Raw genomic sequence first — 25374 nt, forward strand, 5'->3', positions numbered from 1 at the left:
CCGGCCCTCGTGAGCACATATCCCGGCCCCCGGTGAACACATTTCCCAGCTCTCGTGAGCACACCTCCTGGCCCTCGTGAGCACACCTTCGACCGACAGGCTCAGCCACGACTGAACGATCCGGCAGGTCGGAGAGACGCAAGAGGAAGCGGGGAGAACCGAGGAAAAACCGAGCCGGCGTTCAGTGTGCGGGCTCCTCTGCGGGCGCACGCATGTCGTCGATCCGCAGGATGAGTACGTTCGCCGTGTCGTCTTTCCCGTCGACGGTTCCTTCGATCACGAGCTTCGAGAGCGGCGTCGGACCGACCGTGACGGAGTCCCCCTCGTGGAAATCGCGAACGGAGCCCTGCACGTGTATCTCCGCGCGGCACAGTTCGGGATGATGGACGCTGGAGAGGTCGATCCCGTCGACGTTGACGCCGTCGACGTCCTCGCCGTTGTGTTGGATCGGAACGTGGGCCGGCTCGTCCATGCGCTGGACGTCGAGCGCCTCGTAGGCGTTCGAGGTCGGCTTGTAGCCGCCCTTCGGTCCCGGCACGCCCTCGACGAGTTGGAGCGCCTTCAGGCTCTGCATCTGGTTGCGGATCGTACCAGGGTTTCGGTCTACCTCATCCGCGATCGCTTCACCCTTGACGGCGTCCTCCTCTTCCCCGTAGAGATTGATGAGGGCCGTGAGGATGGTTTTCTGGCTCGATGTGAGCTCGATCGATGACATACGCCTGATTACAGGGGCGGCCCGCTTAAATGCGATGGAACGGACTCTTAAATCGACCCGTCAGTCAGTCATCCGGCGCGACGGTGCGGAGCAGACCGTTCAACCCGGCACGATGGTCTCAGACCCTCACTCGAGTCGTCATCACCGTCTTGCACGGTCGTGCGTTCCGGTACCCCGCGTCGATCGGCGAAACCGAACGGCTCCGCGAACCGCAGGCTCACACGAACGTTGAAGCCCGTCGGGAGCGCCGAACACGTATGACCACCGTCAGGATCATCGGTGCGCCGACCGACTACGGAACCAACCGACGCGGCGTCGACATGGGGCCGTCGGCGATACGCTACGGCGGACTCGCGGACGAACTGATCGATGCGGGCGTCGACGTCGTCGACGCGGGCGATCTCGCGGTGCCCCGGGCGGAGGAGCGCGACCCGGACGCCGAACCACCGAGCGCGGGCGACGCGAAGTTCCTCCGTGAGACGGCCGACGTCTGCCGGCGGCTCGGGGATCGTGTCGCCGAAACGCTCGCCGACGGCGAAACCCCGCTCATGCTCGGCGGCGACCACTCCATCGCGATCGGGTCGCTCGTCGGGTCCGGGCGCGACGCGGAGATCGGTGCGGTGTGGTTCGACGCGCACGCCGACCTCAACACGCCGTCGACGACGCCGTCGGGGAACGTCCACGGGATGCCGCTGGCCGCCGCGCTCGGGATCGGCGAGTTCGCCGACACCGAGTGGGCGAACGTGCCCTCCCTCTCGGCCGAGAACGTCGCACTCGTCGGGCTGCGCTCCGTCGACGAGGGAGAGGTCGATCTGATCCGCGAGCGCGGCTTCACCGCGTACACGATGTCCGACATCGACGAGCGAGGGATCACCGACGTCACCGAGGAGGCGATGGATGTCGCGAGCGCGGACGTCGACGGCGTCCACGTCAGCCTCGATCTCGACTGGCTCGACCCGAACGAAGCGCCGGGCGTCGGTACACCCGTCCGCGGCGGCGTCACCTATCGCGAAGCACACACCGCCATGGAGATCGTCTACGAGTCGGAGGATCTCCGAACGATGGAGCTCGTCGAAGTGAATCCGACGCTCGATCAACACAACGAGACCGCCGAGCTCGCGACGGAACTCGCGGCGAGCGCGTTCGGGAAACGGGTTTTATAAACGGCGTCCGGCTCCGCCGGATCGACGTCTCACGAATCGATCGATGACGAGCCCGATGCCGATACTCTATTCTATATATCGTTATTCAGTGTATCACGTGGGCACACGGACACGCGCCCCTTTTAGGAATCGCCGAAGTAGACGGTGTATGGTCCGAAACGTCGCGAGCGACATGGCGGCGCTCGATCCCGAGGACTTCTATCTCCTCTCGGGCGTCGAGCAGGGGATGCGCTTCTCCGAGTGGGTCCGCCGGGACAAGATCCCCGACTACGCCGACTTGACTTCCGAAGAGACCGAGTACCGACTGGATCGGTGTCTGGACCGCGAGCTGATCCAGCGGAAGACGATCCAGTACGAGGGGTACCAGCTGACCTTCGAGGGGTACGATGTACTCGCGCTCCGGACGTTCGCCGAGCGAGAGACGATCGACGGCGTCGGCTCCCCGCTCGGGTTCGGCAAGGAGGGCGACGTCTACGAGGCCCAGTCGTTCAAACCGCTCGCATTGAAGTACCACCGAGAGGGGTACACCAACTTCAGGGAGGTGAATCGCGAACGGGAGTACACCGCCGATCGAAACCACGTCTCCTGGATGTACACCGCGCGCAAGGCCGCGGAGCGGGAGTACGAGGCGATGGAGACGATGTATCCCGACGTGAAGGTCCCCCGGCCCATCGATCACAACCGTCACGCGATCGTCATGGACAAGTTCGACGGCGTCGAGCTCACACGGGCGAAACTGGAGCCCGAGCAGGCCGTCGGCGTGCTCGATCTCGTCTTGCGCGAGCTGACGACTGCCTACGACCTCGGCTGGGTCCACGCGGACATGTCCGAACACAACGTCGCGGTCGCGGAAAGCGGGATCACCGTGTTCGACTGGCCGCAAGCCGTCCCGACGGACCACGAGAACGCTCGCGAGTTCCTCGAACGTGACGTGAAGAACCTGATCCAGTACTTCCGCCGGAAGTACCCCCACGAGATCCCCGACGACGTCGAGATCAGCGACGTCGCCGACGCCATCGAGAGCGGAGCGTTCGAACGTCTCGGGACGGTGTCCAACATATAAACCGTCTACTGCGATATAGAACACACTTAGATCGTTCGGACCACGGTTTCGGAGAACAGGCCCATTTCACCGCTGCGGAACGTTCTCAGTCATCGTCCGTTTGCGACGGCGTCACGTCAGTTTCAGTGGGCTGCATGCGTTCGAGCTGTCCGGTTTCGTAGCCGGCCCAGTCGAACTTTTCCTGGAAGTAGAGTGCAACGTACACCAACGCAAGCAGCACTGGCACTTCGATGAGCGGGCCGATGACGGTCGCGAACGCGACGCCGGAGCCGACGCCGAAGACTGCGACTGCGACGGCGATCGCGAGTTCGAAGTTGTTCGATGCCGCCGTGAATCCGATCGCGGTCGTCGTCGAGTAGTCGGTACCGATCCCGCGGCCCATCCCGAAGCTGACGAGGAACATCACGACGAAGTATATCGTGAGCGGAATCGCGAGCCATACCACGTCGAGCGGCTGTGCGAGGATGTTGTCACCCTGTGTGGCGAACATCACGATAACGGTGAAAAGCAGTGCGATCAGTGTGATGGGGCTGATCTTCGGTACGAACGTCTCCTCGTACCACTCCTCGCCCTTCGAGCGGACGCCGCCGAGTCGGGTGATGATCCCGCCGGCGAAGGGAATCCCGAGGAAGATCGCGATCGCCCAGAACACCTGCGCGACGGTGATGTCGAACGCACCGATGCCAGCGACCATCGCGTCGAGTCCGAGAATCGGTGGCAAGAACAGCGCGAAGAACCAGATGTACACCCCGTAGGTGAGAATCTGGAAGACGCTGTTGAACGCGACGAGCCCGGCGGCGTACTCACTGGAGCCGTCCGCGAGGTCGTTCCAGACCAGCACCATCGCGATACAGCGAGCCATCCCGATGAAGATCAGTCCGAGGAAGTACTCGGGACGAGCCGGGAAGGCGGGAACGATCCCGCTGAAGAAGATCACCGCGAGCGCGAACATCAGCGTCGGGCCGATGAGCCAGTTCTGTAGGAGGCTCAACGAGAGAACGCGCCACTGCGAGAACACCCGCGGCAGCTGGCGGTAGTTGACCTTCGCGAGCGGCGGGTACATCATCGCGATAAGTCCGATCTCGACGAGGTAATACTCCTGGATCGGATCGACGACACCGGGAGCGACGTAGCCGAGCCCGACACCGATCGCCATCGCGAGGAATATCCAGATAGTCAGATACTTGTCGAGGAAGTCCATCGAGCGCGGGTCACCACAGGCATCGCAGCCGCAGTCGGGGCCGTGCTCGTGTGGCGTCTCGCTCACGATACCGTCACCTCTACTGCATCGAATCGATCGGATGGAGAGCGATACTGGCGTGTCGAGAGGGAGTGAGTGTACATTGATCGAATGACCGTGTCGATGGGAGGGACTACTCCTCGGCCGCGATCACGTCAAGTTGGATGTTTGCCCCGCCGGGCAGCGAGCAGACACCGACGACCGTCCGCGGGGGGAGCTGGACGTCGTCGAAGCGCGATTCGTAGACGTGATCGATCGCTTCCGCGGCGCTCGGGTCCGTGAGCTGGACCTCGAGTTTCATCACGTCGTTGAGTGTTGCGTTCCGATTGTCGGCGAGGGTCGATTCGAGGTTGTCGAGCGCGGTCGAGAACTGCTCTTCGATTGAGCGATCACTCAATACTTCTCCGCCGCTCTCTGGCAAGATACCCTCGAAAAATCGCAGGTCGGACGATCCGGTTCGTTTCCCGAACGCTCCGATGTTGCCCGTTCCATCGCGTTGTCGCTTGCTCTCTGCACTCAGTGTACGATCGATATTCATCTCGGCCTCGTGCTCCTCATCCTGCTCGACTCCAGTCGCTCGTGTCTCCATAATATATGAGTAAGTATTCATATATTAAAACTCTTCGAAGAGAGTCGTGTATCGACACCGAGGCGGGTCTCGGATAGCCGGAGACGATTTTATACAAGGTGATAGAGCCCGGCCGCACGGAGCGCCCCCAGGATCGGGCGGAGACGGGAGCACCGTGTGTGCGATCCGCGGGCCGAGCTCGCGTGCGGGATTGATAGCGTAGCCGGTGGGATCACCCAGAGATAGCCCGATCCCGAACGGTTGCCGTTCGGTGGCCTCGAACTCGAAGCCGAGGCATCGAGATCCCGTGAACGGAGACGTAATGGTCACACTCGAAACGTTTCCAACGCCACGGCAGACGACGAAGGACCCTGCACTCGTTACCTCGCTTGGATCCTGTACGTTGGCACGGAGAACGTTCGCAACGACCGCGAGTGGCCGGATCGTACCAACCGATCGCGAGACCGAGAGCGACGACGCCGACGACAGCGTACGGCATCAATCGGAGGGATTCGGGGTGTCGAACTCATCGGAGCCGTGATCGGTCGTCGTCGCGTTCGATCGGGACGCATCCTCGTCCGCCCCGACGAGCGTCCGATAGAAGACGACGGAGAAGACGACGAAGAACGTCATAAACAGCGCGGTTCCGACGATAGACGCCGCGGATCCGAGCAATGCCGGGACGAGGTCCGGCATCGGTGCGGGTTCTCCGGGAGCCGGCGCGGACGGGAACGCGAACGTGACGACGAGTACGAACACGCCGCCAAACAGACCCCCGAACACGAGCGACACGAGCCCGTACCCGACGACCGACTTGAGGTTGTGTCGAACGACGGTGACGCTTCGGGAGAGCCCGTCGACGGGTCCGTTCCCTTCGATGGCTATCGCGTGAGCGTAGAAGTGGACGGCGAACAGCGCGATCAGGAACGCGAGGACGAACAGCGCGATGACGCCGCCGACACCGAGCGTAAGCGGAAGTCCACCCCCTCCCGCCCCAATGGCGACGATCGCGACGAACACCCCGATCGAGACGGCAAATCCGAACCCGAACGTCACGGCCGTGATGAACAGATACGCGATCAACACGGAGGCGTAGAACTCCTTGGCGTGGCTCCAGAACCGACCGAGTGAGGTCGGGCTTCCAATGGCGGCGTCGTTCGCCATTCCGATCGTCCCGGCGTAGAAGACGGGCGTCACGAAGACGAACAGTCCCGTCAGAAGCAGCGAGCCGACGATCGAGATCATCGGGTCGAGCGTGTCTACAAACAGCTGGGGAGTCTGGAGGATGGCGAAGATCGCCATCGGAACGAACAGAATCGGTTGCTCACGGAGGAGCCGCGGCGCTTCTCGGAGGGCTTTGAGGAGGGCCATACCAGATGTTATCCCAAGAATCAGTTATAAAATGGTGGTATGTTCCGAACCGGAACGTTGCAAGATCGAGGCTCTATTGAGGTCCCATTTTTCAAATAGAACATCGCATGAACTAGCCAGTCGTTGGAGAGCGCTTCTTGATCGATAGCGGGAGTACGTGACTCAGATCGGTGGCGCGGGTGTTTATACGTGGAACTGAGGTGTTGCTGGCGGATGTTTATAAGCGGTCTTACTCGGATCGACGATGAACGCCTGCAAAGCCCCAGCCGATCGCTTATAAGCGGTCTTACTCGGATCGACGGTAAACACCTGCAAAGCCCCAGCCGCGACGGCTCGCGCGCCTTGCTGCGCGCCTTGCTCGCGTCGCTCGCTTCGGTGCTTACTGCGGCGGGCTTCGTCCTCGCGGCTGCCCCTTTGAGTCCCACCCCGCACAGCACCGCGACCGGGCCTCAGGCCTCCCCAGCCTCGTCAGGGGCGGTCGCCGGAACCGCTCGGCGACCGCCCCTGACTCCCTCGCACGCGCTCCTCGCGCCCGTTGGGCGCTCGGAGGCGCGCGCCACCGCATTAGATCTTTATAAGGAACCGTCGCCGTCGCTCACGGTCGTTTAAATACCGCATCACGACCGACGAACTGCAATACTCACTCCCGTTATCGATCACGAACTACCATTCAGCGATCGGCTGCTTCGTGCCGTGTTGTGCCTACTGAATAGGGCCTCAACAGAATCAGCGGCGGGGAACCCTTCGATTTCCGTGCTGACGAGACGCTCCGGAGTTCGACCCACGTGTCTCCGAGGGACTCACCGACTGCCAACGCTCGATTCGAGCTCGTACAGCTGCTCTATCAGCGTCGATTCCGCGGCGGTGAGCCGTTGGGAGACGGCCGACCGCGACACGCCGAGGCGGTCCGCGAGGTCGCCGAGGTCGGCGTCCCGTGGCGTCTCGTAGTACCCCTCCTCGAACGCCACCTCGATCGCCTCCCGCTGTTTATCAGTGATCGATCCCGCATCGAGCATGAGCTGTCGTTGCGATCGCGTCGACCCCGACCGGGCGATGCTCCGTAACTCGACGGTCGCCCCCCGATCTCGGAGTCCCTCGATGACGGCCGAGAGGACGTCTCGTGACGGAAGGGACAGTGAAACGACGATGTCGCCACGCTTGACCGCCTCGATCGACGCGACGCAGTCGTGATCGCGAAACACGGGACAGACACAGTTCTCCTCCATCCGCTTCCCGACCATCCGGCTTCCGGTCGGCGTCTCGACGATCGACCGACACTCACACCCGGACCCGCACGACCCGTCGGGGCAGACGATGTCGTGTCCCGTCACGGTCCGTTCACGGGTGTCATTACTTAACGGGCAGGCGTGTCCCTCTTGCGGGCGAACGCGGAGCTCCGCACGAAGCCCCTCGCTCCCCTCGGAGCGCGGCTCAGCGGTCGAGCCGGGTGGGCAGTGTGTCGAGGTCATACCTACCGATTCGTGTTCCGCCACTTAGTAGACGCCGAGGGTTTTCAGATCGCTGGAATCGTACTCGCTGTACGCCGACGCGACCGGTTGCGTCTCTTCGGAGAAATGAATCGCCGTCCCTGGTCGAAACGGGAGTCCGAAGTCCGGACAGCCGTTTCGGTCCTCGAACCCTGCACGTCGGCCGCACGTCGGCCGCACGTCGGCCGCACCATCGATCGCACGTCGATCAGCCCTCTGAACCCGTTCAACGTCGTCTCAGATCGCCCGAACGGCAGGGTCCCGTGACGCCCCCATCGACGTCGAATCGGAACCCGTTGCCGCCGGAGCGAGCATGAGACGGGTCGATATCGGAGACCGGTCAGCCTAACCGTTCGGCTGCAATATGCATTTGTTTAAAACTAAACGCGTTGGACGGATAGCTACCGACCCCCGAGAGCACGCTCCGATGCATCCCGGCGTCACATACCCATGTCGGCTGCGGCGTCCGGAACCGGGAGGTCGGCGACGGAGACGTCGAGCAGTTCGGCGGCGTGATCGAGCGCCATGTCGAAGCCGTAGTACCGCTCCTGCTCGTCACCGTCCGGCCCGGTCCGGAGCTTCACCATGGCGTAGCCGTCGACGTTCTGTGCGAGGGTCGCGGTTCGACCGTCGGTCGAGAAGGTGAGGAGGCGCTCGGCGTCTGTCTCCTCGTAGCGCGCCGTAACCGCCGGCTCCCGTGTCGTATCGACCATGTCCGTCGTACGTGACCGTGCCTGTCGTATCTGTCGATTCATCGCTTTCGAGGCGACGCCTCCGCCCACGCCGAACGAGTGTCAGTTTCCGAGTGACGGACGTGAGGAGATCGAACGGCTCACGGTACCGTTGCACCGTGCATATCGGGGGTCAGTCCGTGTATCGGGTGTTCCGTCGCTTCCAGCGAGGCAAAAAGACTATAGTCGCTACAGGGTTACGACCGGGTAGAGATGGTAAGCGCGATTCCACTAATCGGCGGCATTCCGGCCGGCCCCGAGCTCCTCATCATCCTACTCGTGTTGGTGCTGCTCTTCGGCGCGAACAAGATCCCGAAGCTCGCCCGGTCGACCGGCCAGGCGATGGGTGAGTTCAAGAAGGGCCGAGAGGAGGTCGAGGACGAACTGAAACAGATGCAGGACGGTGACGAGAAAGACGAGATCGAAGAGCTCGAGACGGACGAGGAAGAAGAGGAGCTCGAGACGGACGACGAGAAGAACGCGTAATCGGCCCGCCCGGTCGACGATTCCGGACGTGACGAACCGTGACGAGTTTCTCCTTGGGCACGTGGCCTAGCGGACAGGGCGAGAGGTTCCTAACCTCTCGATCGCGGGTTCGAATCCCGTCGTGCCCGCTATCCTGATCGAGGCGAACGGCGACACCACCGTCAACGAGCTGATCACCTCGACCCGCCGGAACGTTCTGCGTACGCCGCGTCGAGTCGTCGGAACGACCGGTTCGCGAGCCAGACGGCGAACGCGCCGATACCGAGGGTCGCGACCGCCAGCCCGACGCCGGGTTCGTACAGCAGCGGCGGGTGGTACCCGAAACCGTAGTCGACGACGACGTGACAGACGACGAGCGAGAGCGCCAGTACCAACGCGCCCCGGGTCGTCCGACCGAACGCCGGGAACAACAGGGCGAGCGCCGCGAACGGGAGATGCGTTCCGATCACGCCCCAGTAGTAGATCCACGCGCCGGGAGCGGTGACGTACGCCTCGAACGCGAGGTTCAACGAGACGAGGGGCCACAACCCGAACTGGACGAGCCAAACGAACGCGAGCGTATGGAGATACGCGAGCGGACGACTGACGGGCGCGTCGGCGACGTCGTCGCCGGACCGGACGGTGGGAATGAGTGTGAGCAGCGAGAGCGTCGCGAGCGCGACCGCGACCGCCGAGTCGGCGTACAGCGGCCACAAGAGGACGGGCACCGTCCCGATCGTCGGTGCGTAGTAGTCGACGCCGACGAGGAACATGAACACGGTGAAAAACAGGACGGCTCCGAGGCTCCAAGTGGTGCCGAGCAGCTCCTCGGCGACCGCCGCACGGACCCGTCGCCGGACCGCGGGATCACGGAGACGACCGATCGGAGACACGTCCGCCGGTCCGTACCGGACCGATAAAAACTCCCCGTCGGGGACGGGTTCGAATTATCAGCCCGAGACATTTGCAAGAAACCTTTTTCACCGGTGAGCGGATGAATCAACGCATGGCTATCGAGGACGCCGAGCGATCCCCCGAAGACGACGGGCGAGATCCGTCGGCGTCCGACGACCCCGCAACGACCGGCCGGTACACCTGGCGGGAGTTTCTCGAGGAACACGGACACGCCGACGACGCCGCGGAGCTGTACGAGCGGATCCCGTCGGCTCCGGCGGTCGAGGCCGCCGACGTGAAGGCCCGCGTCGACGCAGGTTCTCTCAATGACTCGGAGGGAATCGACGGGGAGCACGCGACGGATGGGACGCGGCTGGTGGACGGGGCGGAACCTGCGGACGAGGTGGGTCCGACGGACGAGGCGGAGCCGACGAACGGGGGCGATGACGCCGCGAAACCGGCTGACGTCGTCCTCAGCCACCGGTCGGTCGTCAGCCCGAGCCAACGACCCACCGGGGCGGGAGACGAGGCGTCACCTGCGCGGGACGACGAGCGGTCGCCCGCCTCGCATGGTGGTTCCGGGACCGGATCGGTCGTCGTCGATCCGACGGACGTCGACGTCCGGCCGGCGCGTCGGCCAACGGCGGACGACTGGGAGCGCGTCGACGTCGACCCGTCGGAGTTTCTCGGGTTCGATCCGGCGGAGCTGCCCGCCCGTCTCCACGCGGGCGGGACGGTGGGAGACGTTCTCTGGGATCGGTGTGCCGCTCGATACGACCCGTACGAGGTGCCGGTGCTCAAAGGGTACTACACGTGGGACGACTTCGAGGCGGAGTTCTTCTTCGACGAGAACGGCGACCCGCCCACCGACGAGGAGGGAGCGCCGCTGTCGTTCACCGAGGCGGACAGGGCGGAGGCGCTCGGCTTCGATCCGGCGCTGATCGAGGGGCGGCTGTCCGGCGGCGCGGACGCGGCGGCGGAGCTGGCCGAGTTGGTCGACGAGCGAACCGTGAACGTCAACCCGGCCGTCGACGAGGACGACTTCTTCTCGACTGCCGACGGGCAGACGACGCTGGCGAACCGGTACGACCTCGAGAAGGCGGTTCCGATGGCGAAGAAGACGCACTTTCGGGAGGAGGAGCGATACTGGGTCAACGAGCCGTACGCGTTCATCGTCGTGTTTCACTCGACGAAGGAAAACGAGAAGAAGTACTACGCGGTACAGCCGTATCTCACCCGGATCGAGACCGACTTACAGGAGTTTCTCACCGGCAAGCTCCGGACGTCGATCAAGTACGCCGACGAGTCGATCGCGGGCGGGGACGAGGCGTTCCGCGAAGGGGTTATCTCCGAGGAGACGCAGGTGCTCCTCGACCGTTTCGATCTGTACGACGACGAGGGGTCGAGCGAGCTTCTCGCCGACGTCGTCGAGTGGATCGAGCGTCTGAACGAGCGCTCCGACCGCTTCGACGTCGACCCGGAGCAGGGGGTTCTCGGCCGCATCCTCCGGCGGCTCGGCTACACGCCACCGGAGGCGGATCCGGGGACGGACGCAGGCCTCGCGGGGATCGCCGCGCGTCCGGAGCCCGCGGTGCTCGCGGAGGACCGAGAGACGCTCACGGAGTACCAGGTGGAGAAGCTGCTCTACTACCTCAGGCGCGACTTCATTGGCTACGAGCGGATCGACCCGATCAAACACGACATCAACGTCGAGGACATCTCCTGTGACGGCTACGACTCGCCGGTGTTCGTCTACCACTCCGAGTACGAGCAGATAATCTCCAACGTCTACCACGGCACGGAGGAGCTCGACGACTTCGTCGTCAAGCTCGCACAGCGCTCCGGAAAGGGGATCTCGAAGCGCCGGCCGCAGGTCGACGCGACGCTACCGGACGGCTCCCGCGCCCAGCTCACGCTCGGCCGGGAGGTGTCCGACCACGGCACCAACTACACGATCCGACAGTTCAACGACGTCCCGTTCACGCCGGTCGACCTGATCAACTGGAAGACGTTCTCGCTCGACCAGATGGCCTTCCTGTGGCTCTGTATCGAGAATCACAAGAGCCTGCTGTTCGCGGGCGGGACGGCGTCCGGAAAGACGACGAGCCTGAACGCCGTCTCGCTTTTCATTCCGTCGAACGCCAAGATCGTCTCGATCGAGGACACTCGCGAGGTCGAACTCCCACAGCGCAACTGGATCGCCTCGGTCACCCGGCCCTCCTTCTCGGAGGACGACAAGGGCGACGTCGACGAGTTCGACCTGCTGGAGGCCGCGCTCCGCCAGCGTCCCGACTACATCGTGATGGGCGAGATCCGCGGCGAGGAGGGGCGGACCGCCTTCCAAGTGATGTCGACCGGGCACACGACGTACACGACGTTTCACGCCGACTCCGTCGGCGAGGTGCTCAAGCGGTTCACCACCGACCCGATCAACGTCTCGAAGACTATGTTCACGGCCCTGGATCTCGTCTCGGTCCAGTCGTCGACCCGCGTACAGGGCAGGAAGGTCCGCCGGAACAAGTCGCTGACCGAGATCAACCACTACGACGCCGAAAACGACGAGATCAACGTCCAGGACGTGTATCAGTGGCAGGCGGAGACCGACGAGTTCCTCCAGATGGGAGACTCGAACACGTTAGAGGAGATCATGTTCGACCGGGGATGGAACCGGACGACGCTCGACGCGGAGCTCCGGAAGCGTCGGATCGTGTTGGCGTATCTCATCGACCGGGGACTCAACACGTACGCGGAGGTGGCCGCCACCTTCCAGGCGTTCATCAACGATCCGGAGACGATCCTCGCGCTGATGGCGACGGACGGACTGGAGCGCTCGCTGGAGGACCTCCGGGAGATGGAGTCGGTCCTGATCGACGTCGACCCGGAGACGGAGTCGATGGTTCCGCGACCGGATCCGGACGATGCGGGCCGCGAGGAGGTCGAACGCATTCTCGCGGACGCGGAGGACCTGTTCGACGAGTACCGTGGCGTGAGACCGGACTCGGTGGCCGACGCCCTGCTGGACCTGACGCCGGCCGCCGACGTGGCGGCCGACCCGGACGCCGACCGGGAGTCGCTCGCGGCGGCCGCCCGGGCGGCCGTCGACCTCGATACGGAACGCGACGGCGAGCCGGTCGTCGGGGACCGTGCGGCGGAGACGGGCGACGGTCTCGACCCGACCGGCGGCGTCGTGTGGGGACGACCCTCGGGAGACGGTGAGCCCGCCGACGTCACGGACGACGCTGACGCGCCGGACGGCACCGCGGACGCGACGGGTGGCACGGCTGATTCGGCGGCACGGGACGATTCCGGCTCCGGCGGCATCGACTTCGACGAGCCGTTTGACGAGGGGATCGACGTGATGGGGCCCGAGTCCCTCGCGGAGCCCGACTTCGCGGCCGGGAGGCGATCGAACGACGAACTGGCCGCCGTCGACGAGACGGACGCGGACGGGGAGAGCCCGAACGATTCGGCGGCGGAGTCGGAACGCGACGCAAGCGACTCGGTCGACTCGACGGATGCGACCGAGGGGGAGTGATCGCATGGCGCTCACACGGTGGGACCGATGAGTACGGACCTCGGGCTCGATGGCGACGCGCTCGACGGGGACCTCCTCGGTGAGCTGTTCTATCCCGTCTTCCGATTGGCATTCGACCCCGACGGCGACTTCGTCGCCGACGTCGAGACCAAGCTGGCGGAAGCGCGGATGCCCGACTCGATCGAGATGTACGTGTCGCGGTCGCTCGGCGTCGGGCTCCTCGCCGGCGTGGCGCTGTGGATCGTCGGGACGCTGATCGGGTACGGCGTGTTCGCGCTCGGCGTGATCGATCCGACGACGCTGTCGCTCGGGATCCCGTCGCCGAGTCCATCGGCGACGGTGTTCCTCCGATCGCTCGTCGTCCCGGTGGCCGTGTTCATCAGCGGGCTCGTGTTCGGAACGATCGGGTTTCTGATCGGGTTCGGGAGCCTGATCGCGATCCCGTACTCGCGGTCGTCGTCGCGGGAACGCGAGATCAACCTCCTGCTCGCCGACTCCGTCTCGTTCATGTACGCGCTGTCGGTCGGCGGGCTCAATCAGCTGGAGATACTGCGCGCGATGGCGGACGCCGAGGACACGTACGGCGAGGTGTCCCGGGAGTTCCAGAGCATCATCAACGAGACGGAGTACTTCGGGACGGACTACCGAAACGCGATCCGACAGCAGTCGATGGAGACGCCCTCCGACGAGCTCTCGCAGTTCCTCGCGGACATGCTGTCGATCGTCAACTCCGGGGGCGACATGGAGGCGTTCCTCGCCGACAAGAAGGAGAAGCACCTCCGAACGTCCAAGCAGGAACAGGAGATGACGTTGGAGACCCTGGAGCTGTTCGGGGAGATGTACATGACCCTGTCGCTGTTCCCGCTGCTTCTCATCATCATCCTCGTCATCATGGGCATGCTGGGCGAGTCCGACGACTTCCTGTTGTACGCCACGGTGTACGTGCTCATTCCGCTGACCGGGGTCGGCTTCCTCGTGCTGGTGTCGACGGTCAAACAGGACGAGCTCGGGAACGGCTACCTCCGTCCGGAGGGGGGGGAGCGACCGGCTCGAACAGTCGAGCCGTGAGGGGCTCGTTCATCTCGGGCTCGTCGAGAGCTTCGTCGGCGACTTCGACGTGTTCGACCGGATCAAGGACCGCGAGGGGACGTACAAGACGAAACAGCTGCTGGCTGCTCCCCACCACTTTCTGAAGGAGAACCCCTTGTACTCGCTGGCGATGACCGTTCCCGCCGCGCTGGTGCTCGTCGCCCTCGCCGCCCTCGCGGGGAGCGCGCCGACGACGGTCGACGAGTGGGTGAGCCGTCCCGTCTGGTCGGCGTTCATCTGGGTGTACCTCCCTCTGTACCTGACGTTGATCCCGCTCGCCGTGTTCCACGAGTGGAACGAGCACTCGCGGCGGGCGGTCACCGGAAAGCTCTCCGAGAACCTCCGAAAGCTCTCCTCGGCGAACGACACCGGCCAGACCCTCCTGGAGTCGCTCGATACGGTCGCGAGCACGTCCTCGGGGAAGCTCGCGGAGGAGTTCGAGATCATGCACGCGAAGGTGAACTACGGGATGAGCCTCCGGGACGCGATGGTCGAGTTCAACAACAAGTACGCGGTCCCGCGGCTCGCCCGGACGGTCAAGCTCATCTCGGAGGCACAGGAGGCGTCCTCACAGATCACGGACGTGCTGACGACGGCCGCGCAGGCCTCGGAGAACCAGGACGACATCGAGCGGGAGCGGGTCTCCCGGACTCGGATGCAGGTGGCGATCATCGTCATGACGTACGTCACCTTACTCGGCGTGATGGCGATCCTCCAGACGCAGTTCATCGACGTGATGGCCGACCTGGTCGATCAGGGGGGGAACGGCGGAGCCGACGGGGCGGGGGACTCCGCGTTCGGCGGCGGCGTCGATCCCGGCGTCCTCTCCTTGCTGTTCTTCCATGCCGTCACGATACAAGCGATCCTCTCCGGGTTCATCGCCGGTTACATTCGGAGCGCCGACATCATCTCCGGCGTGAAGTTCGCCGTGATCCTGATGACGCTCGCGCTGGGGGTGTGGATCTATGTCGGGTGAGCGACACGGGGGAATTCCGGGGACGGTCGGGGGCCGGACCGACCGCGGGCAGACCGTGCTCGATTTCGCGATCGGGATGTCGGTGTTCCTGCTCGCGGTCGGGTTCACGTTCGCGTTCGTGCCGTCGCTTCTGGAGCCGTTCTCGGCCGGCGAGGGCGCACGAATGATCGTCGCGGAGCGCGGCGCGGCGCACCTGACGGAGACGTCGCTGTCCGCCGGCTCCGCGCCGGGCGTGTTGTCCGCGGCGTGTACGGCGGGCTTCTTCGAGGGGACCGACCCGGCCGACATCGATGAGGACTGCGGCTGGACGACCGACGCCGCCGCCCTCAACGACGAACTGGGAGTCGCCGACTACCGCGGGGTCAACGTCACGATCGCACAGGGCGGGGAGGTCGCGTCCATCACGGTCGACGGCGAGGACACCCGGCTCGCCGCCGGCGACGCGCCGCCGTCGACCGCGAGCGTCTCGACGGGGAGTCGCATCGTCGACGTCGACGGAGAGACGTACCGGCTCACGCTTCGGGTGTGGTGAGATGTTCGTCGAACGCTTCCCCGACGACCGCGGACAGGCGCACACCCTGGAGGCGTTCGTCGCCGCGCTGTTGCTCGTCGCCGGGCTCATCTTCGCGACGCAGGCGACCGCGGTGACGCCGCTGTCAGCGAGCACGTCGAACCAGCACATCGAGAACCAGGAGGCGATCGGCGCGGCCGACGTGCTCGCGACGACGAAGGAGCGCGGCGACCTAAAAAAGGGGTTGCTGTACTGGGACGACGACGCGTTCATTGACGCCGGAGAACCCGGCTACTACACCGGAATGGTGAACGGTTCACATCCGTTATCCGATCCGTTCAACGAGTCGTTCGACGATCGGCGGGTCGCGTTCAACGTCGACGTGTTCTCTCTCGAGGACGGCGACCGCAACCGGCAGCGGATGGTCGACATGGGCGAGCCGAGCGACAACGCGGCGACCGCCGCCGTCCACGTCCCCGTATACACGGACGACCGCCTGTACAACGACTCCAGCGGCGCGTTCGACGGCGACGTGGTCGATGAGACCACCTACTTCGCGCCGCCGGATCCGGAGGCCGGGCCGACCCTGTACGCGGTCCTGGAGGTGCGCATTACCGCATGGCAGATATGACGCACCCGCTCCGTGGCGACGGCGACCGATCCGATCGGGCACAGCTCATCCTGATCACCGGTCTCACCCTCGCCGTGATCTTCGTCGCGGTCGTGCTCCTGTTGAACACGGTCATCTACACCGAGAACCTCGCGACCCGTGGCGTCGACGCGGGCGGGGCCGAGGCGGCGGAGTTCCGGGAGGGAACCGCCACCGACGTGGGCGAACTCCTCGATCGCACCGACTGGTCGACCGCGGACCCGACCGCGTTCGAGGCGGATCTGGCGGCGTACGCCGCCGCGACTCGGGACCATCGCCTCCGGGACGGCGTCGTCGCAACCGTCGCCGGCGAGCCGTCCGCGGGCTCGTACGTCGCACAGGAGAACGCGTCCCGCACGCTCGCTCCCTCGGACGCGTACCTGAACGAGACGCCCGCGACCGCCGACGAGGAGTGGACGCTCGTGGAGAACGCGACGCGGACCCGGTCGTACGCGCTGAACGTCACGGTCGAGGAGTCGATCGAGAACGACACGGTCGTCGAGACGGACGCGTTCCGCCTTCGGGTCGAATCCGCGGCGGACGACTGGACCCTGTACGTGTATCGACCCGACGGTGGGGACACGACCGTTCGCGTCGACGGGGCGGAGTACACGACGACCGACGACCGCGTTCGCCTCGATCTCACGAACGGGACGATCGACGGCGAGCCGTGGGACCCGCTCGTGTGGGCCGCCGGCGTCGAGGATCCTTCCGAGACGGAGGACCGGACGGAGTACGACGTGACGTACGCGAACGGCGACACGGTCGCCGGGAGCTACGGGTTCGTCGTCGACGAGCGGGCGGGCGTCGCGACGGCGTCGCCCGATGGACCCCTCCACGACGGCGTCGGCGACTCGCCGTTCGCGGTCGACGCCGTCTACGACGTGACCGTCACCGTCGGTCACCACACGCCGGAACTGCGGTACGAGGACCGGGTCCGGGTCGCACCGGGTGAGCGCGGTGACTGAGCGCGGCCCCGGACGGCTTCGGCGGGACGAACGGGCGGTCTCGGTGACGGTCGGCTACGTGCTCAACCTCGCGGTCGCGTCGCTGCTTTTGACCGGGCTGTTCGTCGCCGGCGGGTCGTTCGTACAGAGCGAGCGCGAGGCGGCGGTCGAGGGCGAGCTCACCGTCGTCGGCGAGCGGTTCGTCGCCGACCTGATGACGGTGGATCGCCTCGCGAACGCCTCGGATCACCCGAGCGATCCGACGGTCGAACGCCGCGTGGAACTCCCGAGTCGCGTGTCCGGACTCGCGTACAGGCTGACGATCGAAACGGGCGAGGCCGGCACCGACGTCGACGTGCTCAGACTGGAGAGCGAGGGCGTCGACGTCGTCGTCGAACTCCCGTTCCGGACGAGCGAGGCGGTCGCGGCGACGACCGTCGACGGTGGCGACGTCACGATCCGCTGGGACCCTACCGGCGGGCCGGGCGGCGACGGTGCGGTGGTGATCGAGTCGTGACGCCCGGTGATCGACGTCGACCGAGGATCGTCGACCGGTCGTCCCCGGAGTCGACCGCTGACGACCGCGCGGTCAGCGAGACGGTCGGGTTCGTGCTCGTGTTCGCGCTGATCACGACGACGATCGCGATGGTGTTCACGCTTGGGCTCGGCGGGCTGGAGGACGCCCAGATCGCCGAGCGCGATAACAACGTCGAGCGCGCGTTCGACGTCCTCCATGACAACCTTCGGGACGTCTCGCGGGACGGCGTCCCGAGCCGGGCGACGGAGATCCGGCTGGCGGGCGGCGAACTCCGCCTCGACGAGCGCACGGAGATCCGGTTCAACAGCAGCGGCTGGGACGCGGCGTACACGGAACGCACCCGCCCGATCGTGTATCGCGGGGCCGGCGGGACCGAGATCGCCTACGAGAACGGGGCGGTGTTCCGGACGAACGGCCCGTATAGCGGCGTGCTCAACGAGCCCGATCTGGTCGTCGGCGACGCGTCGGCGGGGACCGGCAACGCGACGATCGTCTACTCGCTCGTGCGTGCGAGCGGTGGTACCCGGTCCGTGAGCGGCGACCGGACGACGCTCGTGGTCGGATCGATGGCCGGACGCGACGTCGTCGACCGCGATCGGTCGCCCGGCGCGAACGTGACGATGGAGATCGATTCGCCGCGGGCCGACGCGTGGGAACGTCACTACGAGGAACTGGCCGAGACACACGACGGGATCGAACTCGATCCGGACGGTGACGGGGACGTGACCGTCGTGTTCGATCTCGGAGCCGACGGCGAGTTCGATGAGTTCGTGATCCATCAGACGACGATCGGCATCGAGTTCAGCGATTGAATCCCACGGGTTCGACCCGTCACGGCGAGCGACGGAACGCGTCGAAGTCGGCCAGTCGTCGACGTGTGAATCCCCACGAGACCGCGACGCCGAGGATCGCCCCGACCGCGTTGACGGCGACGTCGCGCCAAGCGAACGTTCGCCACGGGATCGCCGTCTGTAACAGCTCGATCCCGAAGCCGAAGCCGGTTGCGACCGCGGCTGCGACCGCGAGGCCACGGAGACCACGGCCCGTCGATCGCGCGGTCAGCCCCGCCAGAACGGCGTAACCGAGGAGATGAAACGGATCGGTGGGCCCGATTCCCGCGATCGGAACGGCAGCGGATCCGCCCGCGGATCCGCCGGGGATCGGTACCACCGACGCGGCGAGAACGACGGCGGCGAACGCGAGCGCCGGTCGAACCCGTGCGAGCGCGTGCAGACCCGTGTCGGCAGTGTCCGCATCGTCACTGCTGTCGGCAGTGTCCGCATCGTCACTGCTGTCGGCAGTGTCCGCATCGCCACTACTGTCGGCAGTGTCCGCATCATCGGTACCCGCGTCGTCGATCCCTATCACACGGCGAGATTCGTCCCACCCGGACTTATACAAACCCCCTGGTGTGGCCACCTCGTCGACTCGAGGAGTCGGTGCGGGCCTTCGATCGTGATCGGGACGTAACCTGTTTCAGTTTCACCAGGACGTGAACAGCTAACACGTAGTAGACCCATTATAATACGTGAGCTTTACATGACGGACTTCGGTGGATACAGAGACAACGTCGCACAGGTCGACCTCACGGACGGGGTCGTGAACTACCGCGGGATCGACGACGAGGACGCGGAGAAGTACATCGGGGCCCGAGGGTTGGGCGTCAAGTACGTGTTCGAGGCCGGTCCGGACGTCGACCCGATGGGGCCGGACAACCGACTGGCGTTCATGACCGGTCCGCTCACCGGGACCCAAACCGTGATGAGCGGTCGGATCGCGCTCGTGACGAAATCCCCGCTGACGGGAACCGTAACCGACTCTCATCACGGTGGCTGGTCCGGAGCCCGGCTCAAATGGTCCGGTTTCGACGGTATCGTCCTCGACGGGAAAAGCGAGGAGCCGGTGTACCTCGTCGCGGAGGACGGCGACGTCGAGATCCGGGACGCCTCCCACCTCTGGGGGAAGGACGTTCACGAGACGATCGACGAACTCGGCGAGGAGATCGATGGCTCGGTCGGCAAAAACGTCTCGGTGATGGCGATCGGACCGGGCGGCGAGAACGGGGTCAGGTTCGCCAACGTGATGAACGAGGACGACCGCTCGTCGGGGCGGGGCGGCACCGGCTGCGTGATGGGCTCGAAGAACGTGAAGGCGGTCGTCGTCAAATCCGGCACGCGGATGCCGAAACCCGCGGACCCGGAGACGTTCCAGAAAGGGTACCAACAGGCGATGGAGGTCATCCGCGAATCCGACGTCACCGCCCCCAACGAGGGCGGGCTCTCCGTGTACGGGACGAACGTCCTGATGAACGCGACCAACGAGATGGACGGGCTCCCGACGAAGAACGCGAAGTACACCTCGACGACCGCCTACAGCGAGGCGGAGGGCGTCGACGTCGACGCCGAACGCGTCTCCGGCGAGAACGTCGAGGAGAACATCCTCGTCGACGACCCGACGTGTCACTCCTGTCCGGTCGCCTGTAAAAAGGAGGTCGAAGTCCAGGTCAACCACAAAGGCGAGGACATGAACATCCGGATGGAGTCGTACGAGTACGAGCCGGCGTTCGCGCTCGGCCCGAACTCCGCGAACTCCGATCGCGACGAGATCGCCGTGATGATGGATCGATGTAACGAGATGGGCGTCGACAGCATCGAGACGGGCAACATGATGGCGATGGCGATGGAGATGAGCGAGGAGGGGAAACTCGACGACGTCGAGACGATCGACTGGGGCGACTCAGAGCGGATGATCGACCTCATCTACGAGATCGGTCACCGGTCCAGCGATCTCGGCGACCTGCTCGCGAAGGGTGCCGACCGCATTGCGGAGGAGGCCGACGCACACGACAACTCGCTGGCTGTCAAAGGGCAGACGATCCCCGCGTACGACCCGCGCTGCATGAAGGGGATGGGGATCGCGTACGCCACCTCGAACCGGGGCGCGTGCCACCTGCGCGGCTACACGCCCGCCGCGGAGATCCTCGGCATTCCGGAGAAGGTCGATCCGTACGAGTGGGAGGGGAAAGGCGAACTGACCGCCACCTTCCAGGACCTCCACGCCATCTCGGACTCGTTCGACATCTGTAAGTTCAACGCGTTCGCGGAAGGGATCGAGGAGTACGTGCTCCAGTACAACGGGATGACCGGCCGCGACGTCACCGAGGACGAGCTGTTCGAGGCCGGCGAACGCGTGTACAACCTCGAACGCTACTACAACAACCTCGTCGGCTTCGACGGCGAGGACGACACGCTACCGAACCGCTTCGTCGACGGCCACCCCGACGCCATCCCGGGGCAGGGCGGCAGCGAGGGCGAGCTCTGTGAGCTCGACGAGATGAAAGCCGAGTACTACGAGCACCGCGGCTGGGTTGACGGCGTCGTCCCGGACGAGAAACTCGACGCGCTCGGCATCGATATCGGCCCCGGAACCGGCGTCTCGACCGGCGACTCGGCGGCACCCGCGGACGACTGATCGGCGATCGACGCTCGCCGATCGCGGCATCGCCGTCTCCGACGCCGACCCCGCAGACTGCGACACCGATTTTTAAGTGATCTCCTGGATACCCCTCGGTATGGCTCACGACCCGCTGTCACCCTCCCACGCCCTCCGAACGCCGGTCGGGATCTCACTGTTCGCGCTGTCGCTGCTGGCGTTCGCGTACTCCATCGTCATCGTCGGGCAACTCCTCGTCGGCCTCTGGTTCGTCGCCGTCGTGCTCGGGACGTATCCCCTGTATCGACTGATCGTAGTGCTCGACTCGTTCGCCGACGCCGCTCAGCGACTCGCGGCGGTCCGCGAGCACGAGGCGGACGTCCCCGATCGGTCCGCACCGTCCCGGACCGACGGCGACGTCGACCCTGCGGGCCGCGACACCGACTCCTCGTGGGGGACCGAGCGGGAGCGATAGGGTGATCGACGCGAACTCGTCCGTCGTTCGAAAGCAAGCGGATACATTCATCGCGTTGGCTACGTTGTTTCATTTACACCATCGAATCCGTCGACTAAACCCAAGTAAGGATAGAACATATATCTACAATTGTATATTATATTCAACTAAACATCAGCTTGAAGTAATTCATGCAGTAACCATCTAGCAGAGCATTACAGACACAGCAGCGATCGATAACGGGAGTACGTGACTCAGATCGGTGGCGCGGGTGTTTATATATGGGACTGGGGTGTTGCGGGGCGATGTTAACTTAAGAATGAGGCGGTCGACATTTCGAGTGCTCTATGCCCAAAAGCGACCGCCTCAACGGCTGTACAGATTGGATAGACTTGGAGTTTGTGGAGCGAGAGCGGACACCCCACGAGATCATTGAAACCGGTATTCAGCTCCATCTTGCTGGACTATCACTTTCAAATACCAAACAGTATCTGAGAAGTTGGGTGTCGATCGGAGTCGACAGCAATTCACAACTGGATTCAAAAGGCCGATCTACAGCCAGCTGACGGTGCGAGCCCGAATCGCGTTGCGGTCGATGAAACCGCGATTCAGATCGACTCAGACAGATTCTGGCTGTATGCCGCCGTCGATCCACGTACAAACGAATTCCCCCATGTTGACGTATTTCCCGCCCAGAACCAACAATTCACCCTGGTGTTTCTCCGCGATCTCAGAGAGAAACACCACGTTGACGATGCGCTCTTTCTCGTTGATGCTGGCGGACACCTCACAGCTGCACTCTCACGAACCTCGCTCCGATTTCAAATCACTCGCCATGGAAATCGGAATGCTGTCGAACGTGTCTTTAGAGAGTCAAAAAGACGAATCTCTTCGTTTTCAAATACGTTCAGAACGCGGAGCCGACGGCGGCAGAATCATGGCTCCGAGCCTTCGCCGTCTGCTGGAACCGATGCTTAAGTTAACACGACCTGTCGGAACATGATGAGCACCTGACCAACACTGAAAAGGCGGAGGAACGTGGCCTTCATCTCCTCGTCGCTCCAGAACCCGCTCACCGACATGAAGACCCCGTGAACCGCTCGGGGGCAAGTCCAAGTGTGTGTCAACTCGGGCGTGCGCGTCTCGGACGCGGAGTCCGGTCTTCCGCGAGACGGTGTTGGCAGGCGAGTTTGTATGATGTCTATACTATTAGGCACAAGTCTCGAACAGGAGAGGCGCGTCTCTGTGCGCTACCAGGATGAACGAGAACAAGGCACTCAGTGAATGGACGTCCATCGGTGGCGATCCTGCTAGCGACGGTGCAGGCGCCCCCGACGTGGTCTTCGCCCACGTCAGCGACCTCCACGGACAGCTCACGCCACGCTATCAGGTCTACTTCGACAATCCGACGTCGAAGCCGGACTTCGACTTCGGCGACGACGACCGTGTCATCGAGCGCGGAGGTGGGATTCCCCTGCTCGCAGCAAAACTCGACGAACTCCGCGAGGACCACGACGTTCGTACGCTCATGAGTGGCGATACGTTCCACGGGTCCGCCGTGACTACCTACACCGATGGGCGAGCGATGCTCGATCCCATCAACGACCACGTCGTGCCCGACGTTTACGTCCCCGGCAACTGGGATTACTCGAACGAAGCCGCCGAGGAGGGCAACTTCGTGGATCTGATGGACGGCCTCGATGCCCCGATTCTCGCGAATAACCTCTACAATCGGGAGACAGACGAGCGGTTGTACGACGCGTACCGGATCCTCGACGTCGGTGGACTCTCCGTGGGCGTCGTCGGGATGACGAACGTCTACGTCGATCGGATGGCACCCGCGTTCTACGAGGGGAAGTACCGCTTCGGCAAGCACCTCGCACTCCTTGAGGAGTCCGCACAGGCCGCCCGCGAGGAGGGCGCGGACGTCGTGATCGCGGCCACCGAGATCGGCCTTCCGTGGATGGTCCAAGCCGCCAAGGACTGTGCGAGCGTGGACGTCATGTTCAGCGCGCACACCCACGAGTACACCTACGACCCGATCGTTATCGAGGAGACGGAAACAGTCATCGTCGAGTATCTCGATGAACACTCGCCCGTCGATTACGAGGTGATGGGGCTGGTCGAGACCGCAGACGACGGCGGACGGGCGCAGAACACGCCTGCAGACGGCCCGTATCCGTTCATCCAGCCCGGAATCGACTACACGGACGGCGAAGCGTACTGCGAGACGTCCATGATACCACGCGGGAACGCGTTCCCCGAAGAAGGGCGTAATCGAACTCGCTAAGCGGCGACTGCGAACGCGACAGATCCGACAAACGACACGCTCGACACGACACATGAGATAGATGGTCAAGAACACCACTGCGGAACAACTCGCGGACGAGATCGACGCCGACGAACAGTTCACGCTCATCGACACGCGCCCCGAAGACAGCTACAACGCCTGGCACGTGCGCGACGCGGAGAACGTCCCCTACGACCCGGACGAGGGACTGAGTGAGGACCAACTGAACGAGGTGAACACACTGATCGATGGGGGGCCGGTCGTCGCGATCTGCGGGAGCGGTATATCGTCGGCGCCGTTCGCGTTCGACCTCGAAGAGCACGGCTACGACGACGTCTCGGTCGTCACTGGCGGCATGGAGGCGTGGAGCAAACTCTACGAGGTCGTCCCCATCGAGACGTCCAGCGACGATCTGGTCGTTCGGCAGATCCAGCGCCGAGCGAAAGGCTGTCTCGGCTACGTCGTCGGCTCGAAAGCGGCGGAAGAGGCCGTCGTGGTCGATGCGACCCGACAGACCGACCAGTTCAAAGTCGCCGCCCAGGACGCCGGGCTCTCCGTTTCGCGCGTGATCGATACGCACGTCCACGCCGACCACATATCGGGCGGTTCGGCGCTCGCGGCCGAGGTCGGCGTACCCTACCACCTCGGCGACGCGGCCCGCGAGCGCGGCGTCGTGTACGAATACGACCCGCTATCGGATGGAGACGTCATCGACGTCGGCGACGTCGTGATCGAGGCATTGCACACGCCCGGGCACACCTCGGAGATGATGAACTATCTCGTCGACGGCGAACTCCTGTTGACGGGCGATACGCTGTTCGTCGACTCCGTCGGACGGACGGAACTCCAGTTCGGCGAAGACGACGCCTCGCGGGGAGCGGAACTGCTGTACGACTCGCTCCACGAGACGATCCTCGACCTCCCCGACGACACGACGATTCTGCCGGGCCATCTCACCGTTACGAGCGACGGCCGCTACGAGAACGGCTCGCCGGGTGAACCCCTCGAGGCTCGGCTCGGGGACCTCCGCGACGAACTCGACTTCCTCGGGCTCGACCGCGAAGCGTTCGTCGAGCGATTGACCGAAGATGCCCCGGAGAAGCCCCCGAACTACGAGGCAGTCATCGCCATCAACGCCGGCAGAGACTCCGTCGACGACGAGGACGAGGCGACGGAACTCGAACTGGGGCCGAACAACTGCGCCGCATAGCGGACAGCGCCCCCACTTCCGTTGCAGACCCCTCCAGCCGACGGGA

At 64.4% G+C, this 25374-nt stretch carries 21 protein-coding genes, 1 tRNA gene and 2 pseudogenes; 16 read left to right on the top strand and 8 right to left on the bottom strand.

What is annotated here, in order from left to right; all coding sequences use genetic code 11:
- Window positions 1-181: 181 nt before the first annotated feature.
- Complete coding sequence (locus ACNSN7_RS14265) at window positions 182-715, bottom strand: Rrf2 family transcriptional regulator (protein WP_418282973.1); 534 nt, start codon at window positions 713-715, stop codon at window positions 182-184.
- 257 nt (window positions 716-972) lie between these two features.
- Between ACNSN7_RS14265 and rocF the strand changes: the two genes are divergently transcribed.
- On the top strand, window positions 973-1878 hold the full coding sequence (gene rocF, locus ACNSN7_RS14270; RefSeq protein ID WP_418282974.1) for an arginase: 906 nt from the start codon (window positions 973-975) through the stop codon (window positions 1876-1878).
- A gap of 148 nt (window positions 1879-2026) precedes the next feature.
- Window positions 2027-2941 carry an RIO1 family regulatory kinase/ATPase domain-containing protein gene (locus ACNSN7_RS14275; RefSeq protein WP_418282975.1) on the top strand — a complete coding sequence of 305 codons (915 nt, stop codon included), beginning with the start codon at window positions 2027-2029 and terminating at the stop codon, window positions 2939-2941.
- Between the two features lie 85 nt (window positions 2942-3026).
- Here ACNSN7_RS14275 and arsB read toward each other — a convergent pair whose 3' ends face one another.
- The 5 genes from arsB to ACNSN7_RS14305 form a co-directional block, all read right to left on the bottom strand.
- A complete protein-coding gene (gene arsB / locus ACNSN7_RS14280; RefSeq protein WP_418282976.1) occupies window positions 3027-4208 on the bottom strand; it encodes an ACR3 family arsenite efflux transporter in 1182 nt (393 codons plus the stop codon).
- A gap of 106 nt (window positions 4209-4314) precedes the next feature.
- A complete protein-coding gene (locus ACNSN7_RS14285; protein ID WP_418282977.1) occupies window positions 4315-4770 on the bottom strand; it encodes a RidA family protein in 456 nt (151 codons plus the stop codon).
- Between the two features lie 477 nt (window positions 4771-5247).
- The gene (locus ACNSN7_RS14295) at window positions 5248-6120 is read right to left on the bottom strand and encodes a DUF7847 domain-containing protein (RefSeq protein ID WP_418282978.1); all 873 of its coding nucleotides are present in this window, start codon (window positions 6118-6120) and stop codon (window positions 5248-5250) included.
- Between the two features lie 800 nt (window positions 6121-6920).
- A complete protein-coding gene (locus tag ACNSN7_RS14300; RefSeq protein WP_418282979.1) occupies window positions 6921-7589 on the bottom strand; it encodes a helix-turn-helix domain-containing protein in 669 nt (222 codons plus the stop codon).
- A 458-nt stretch (window positions 7590-8047) separates the two neighbouring features.
- Window positions 8048-8320, bottom strand: coding sequence for a DUF7111 family protein (locus ACNSN7_RS14305; protein ID WP_418282980.1), 273 nt, complete (start codon window positions 8318-8320; stop codon window positions 8048-8050).
- Between the two features lie 231 nt (window positions 8321-8551).
- On the opposite strand from ACNSN7_RS14305, the gene ACNSN7_RS14310 reads away from it, so the two are divergent.
- Window positions 8552-8824 carry a Sec-independent protein translocase subunit TatA/TatB gene (locus tag ACNSN7_RS14310; RefSeq protein WP_418282981.1) on the top strand — a complete coding sequence of 91 codons (273 nt, stop codon included), beginning with the start codon at window positions 8552-8554 and terminating at the stop codon, window positions 8822-8824.
- Window positions 8825-8879: 55 nt separating this feature from the next.
- Window positions 8880-8952 (top strand) — tRNA-Arg (locus ACNSN7_RS14315).
- A gap of 45 nt (window positions 8953-8997) precedes the next feature.
- On the opposite strand, the gene ACNSN7_RS14320 is transcribed toward ACNSN7_RS14315, so the two are convergent.
- Complete coding sequence (locus ACNSN7_RS14320) at window positions 8998-9696, bottom strand: DUF1405 domain-containing protein (protein ID WP_418282982.1); 699 nt, start codon at window positions 9694-9696, stop codon at window positions 8998-9000.
- Between the two features lie 113 nt (window positions 9697-9809).
- Here ACNSN7_RS14320 and ACNSN7_RS14325 point away from each other — a divergent pair, with 113 nt between their 5' ends.
- The 7 genes and pseudogenes from ACNSN7_RS14325 (at window position 9810) to ACNSN7_RS14355 (ending at window position 18754) form a co-directional block, all read left to right on the top strand.
- Window positions 9810-13232, top strand: coding sequence for an ATPase, T2SS/T4P/T4SS family (locus tag ACNSN7_RS14325; RefSeq protein ID WP_418282983.1), 3423 nt, complete (start codon window positions 9810-9812; stop codon window positions 13230-13232).
- A 27-nt stretch (window positions 13233-13259) separates the two neighbouring features.
- Window positions 13260-15297, top strand: a pseudogene (locus ACNSN7_RS14330) (type II secretion system F family protein).
- Entirely contained in the window at window positions 15287-15829 is a 543-nt protein-coding gene (locus ACNSN7_RS14335) for a DUF7287 family protein (RefSeq protein WP_418282984.1), read from the top strand. The pseudogene ACNSN7_RS14330 and the gene ACNSN7_RS14335 overlap by 11 nt, the downstream one beginning before the upstream one ends.
- Window position 15830: 1 nt before the next feature.
- Window positions 15831-16439: a DUF7288 family protein gene (locus ACNSN7_RS14340; RefSeq protein ID WP_418282985.1), complete on the top strand. Its 609-nt coding sequence runs from the start codon at window positions 15831-15833 to the stop codon at window positions 16437-16439.
- On the top strand, window positions 16427-17425 hold the full coding sequence (locus ACNSN7_RS14345; RefSeq protein WP_418282986.1) for a DUF7261 family protein: 999 nt from the start codon (window positions 16427-16429) through the stop codon (window positions 17423-17425). The genes ACNSN7_RS14340 and ACNSN7_RS14345 overlap by 13 nt, the downstream gene beginning before the upstream one ends.
- Window positions 17409-17921 (top strand): DUF7266 family protein, encoded by a 513-nt coding sequence (locus tag ACNSN7_RS14350; protein ID WP_418282987.1) that lies wholly within the window; start codon window positions 17409-17411, stop codon window positions 17919-17921. Before ACNSN7_RS14345 ends, ACNSN7_RS14350 begins: the two co-directional genes overlap by 17 nt.
- Entirely contained in the window at window positions 17918-18754 is an 837-nt protein-coding gene (locus ACNSN7_RS14355) for a DUF7289 family protein (RefSeq protein WP_418282988.1), read from the top strand. Before ACNSN7_RS14350 ends, ACNSN7_RS14355 begins: the two co-directional genes overlap by 4 nt.
- A gap of 19 nt (window positions 18755-18773) precedes the next feature.
- Here the strand turns inward: ACNSN7_RS14355 and ACNSN7_RS14360 are convergent, their stop codons facing one another.
- A complete protein-coding gene (locus tag ACNSN7_RS14360; RefSeq protein WP_418282989.1) occupies window positions 18774-19310 on the bottom strand; it encodes a VanZ family protein in 537 nt (178 codons plus the stop codon).
- Between the two features lie 171 nt (window positions 19311-19481).
- Between ACNSN7_RS14360 and ACNSN7_RS14365 the strand changes: the two genes are divergently transcribed.
- The 5 genes and pseudogenes from ACNSN7_RS14365 to ACNSN7_RS14385 all read left to right on the top strand — a co-directional run bounded on the left by ACNSN7_RS14365 (window position 19482) and on the right by ACNSN7_RS14385 (window position 25328).
- The gene (locus tag ACNSN7_RS14365) at window positions 19482-21413 is read left to right on the top strand and encodes an aldehyde ferredoxin oxidoreductase family protein (protein ID WP_418282990.1); all 1932 of its coding nucleotides are present in this window, start codon (window positions 19482-19484) and stop codon (window positions 21411-21413) included.
- 100 nt (window positions 21414-21513) lie between these two features.
- The gene (locus ACNSN7_RS14370) at window positions 21514-21849 is read left to right on the top strand and encodes a DUF8066 domain-containing protein (RefSeq protein ID WP_418282991.1); all 336 of its coding nucleotides are present in this window, start codon (window positions 21514-21516) and stop codon (window positions 21847-21849) included.
- Window positions 21850-22175: 326 nt separating this feature from the next.
- Window positions 22176-22811: pseudogene (locus ACNSN7_RS14375) on the top strand (IS6 family transposase).
- Between the two features lie 275 nt (window positions 22812-23086).
- A complete protein-coding gene (locus ACNSN7_RS14380) occupies window positions 23087-24118 on the top strand; it encodes a metallophosphoesterase (protein WP_418282992.1) in 1032 nt (343 codons plus the stop codon).
- A gap of 61 nt (window positions 24119-24179) precedes the next feature.
- On the top strand, window positions 24180-25328 hold the full coding sequence (locus ACNSN7_RS14385; protein ID WP_418282993.1) for an MBL fold metallo-hydrolase: 1149 nt from the start codon (window positions 24180-24182) through the stop codon (window positions 25326-25328).
- Window positions 25329-25374: the final 46 nt, after the last annotated feature.

Origin of the sequence: Halorubrum rarum, from assembly GCF_048380895.1 — an archaeon.
Classification (GTDB): domain Archaea; phylum Halobacteriota; class Halobacteria; order Halobacteriales; family Haloferacaceae; genus Halorubrum.